We start from the raw sequence: 1,522 nt of genomic DNA, 5'->3' as shown, positions 1-1,522 counted from the left end.
CCTGTCAACGTGAATGAGACAGTGGATTCGAGAGATTACTGCGCAGCCTGATGTGAAGAGGCAAGCCGCGCGGGGTTGTTGATCCAGACGGCGTTCGGAAGGGCCTGCGGCTTCGGTGGGCCGTGGGGGAAGCGCTCGGGGTGCGCGGCGAAGGCGGCGGCGAGGACGGTCGCGCGGGCCGCGAGGCGCGCGTCCGCCAGGCCGTGGTGGACGTCGTGAGGGGTGAGCAGCCCCAGCCCCGCGTGGTGGTGCTCCTCGTTGTACCAACGGAAGAAGTCGCCGCAGTAGCCGCGGGCGTCCTCAAGGCAGCCGAAGCGCTGGGGGAAGTCGGGGCGGTACTTCAGCGTCTTGAAGTGGGCCTCGCTGAAGGGGTTGTCGTTGGAGACGTGGGGCCGGGAGTGCGTCTTCGTCACGCCGAGGTCCGCCATCAGCAGGGCCACGGGTTTGGACGTCATCGAAGTGCCGCGGTCGGCGTGAATCGTCAGCTGGCCGGGTTGAATGCCCTGGCGCTCGCAGGTTTGTGCCAGGAGCTTCTGGGCGAGCGCGGCCGACTCGCGGTGCGCCACCAGCCAGCCGACGACGGAGCGGCTGAAGACGTCCATGACGACGTAGAGGTAGAAGTACGTCCACTTCGCCGGGCCATGCAGCTTGGTGATGTCCCAACTCCAGAGCTCGTTCGGTTTTGTCGCGTGCACCTGGGGGACCGGGTGGTGGGGGTGGCGCAGCTGGTCGCGGCGCTCGCGCACCTCCTGGTTCTCGGCCAGCACCCGGTACAGGGTGCGCTCCGAGCACAGGTAGCGCCCCTCATCGAGCAGCTGTGCGGAGACTTCCGCGGGCGCTGCATCCTGGAATCTCGGCTCATGCAGCACGGCGAGCACCTCGGCCCGCTGCTCGGGGGACAAGGCCCGCGGCGGACGGCGGCGCCCGCGAGCCGGCGCCTGCTTCGGCCGCAGGCTCCGGTAGTAGGTGGCTCGCGGCAGGCCCATCACCTGGCACACCGGCGCGATGCCCAGCTCGCCCACGGCCTCGCGTGCCGCGGCCATCAGGGCTCCTCGTCTTGCTTGGGCAGTTCCACTCCCAGGATTTCCGATACTTTTTTTTGGAGGTCCAGCAGGGCCTCCGCGCGCTTGAGCCGCGCCTGGGCGCGGGCCAACTCCTTCTCCAGCTCGGCGATTCTCCGGGCCCCGGGCTCGGCCACCTTCGCCGGGGGGCCTCGCTTGGAGGGTGCCAGTGCCGCCAGTCCTCCGGCCTCACGTTGGCGTCGCCAGACGCTCAACAGCGAGGAGTACAGCCCCTCGCGGCGCAGCAGCGCCCCCACCTCACCGGGCTTCGTGCAGCGGTCCGCTTCCTCGAGGATGCGCCGCTTGTCCTCCGCCGTGAAGCGGCGACGCTTCGCCTTCTCCACCACCTCGGTCTCCCGGACCCGAGCCTCTTTCACCACCGGATTCATCGTCCCTGCCTGGGTCGCCCTGCACACTAAACTGCTGGGTACGAACTGTCTCACTCACGTTGGCAGAGAGGG

1 protein-coding gene is annotated in these 1,522 nt (G+C 68.9%); it reads right to left on the bottom strand.

The genetic code is table 11. The features are described from left to right. Positions 1–35: 35 nt before the first annotated feature. Positions 36–1,450, bottom strand: a protein-coding gene (locus D7X12_RS41270) for an IS3 family transposase (RefSeq protein ID WP_439329424.1) whose coding sequence is annotated in 2 segments (ribosomal slippage) — positions 36–1,090 and positions 1,090–1,450 — 1,416 coding nt in all. Because the reading frame shifts where the segments join, the coding sequence is not laid out codon by codon here. Positions 1,451–1,522 lie beyond the last annotated feature (72 nt).

The sequence above is a fragment of the Corallococcus sicarius genome, from assembly GCF_003611735.1.
Lineage (GTDB): Bacteria > Myxococcota > Myxococcia > Myxococcales > Myxococcaceae > Corallococcus > Corallococcus sicarius.
The sequence above is the reverse complement of the archived record's forward strand: the minus strand, read 5'-3'. Positions and strand labels throughout refer to the sequence as shown.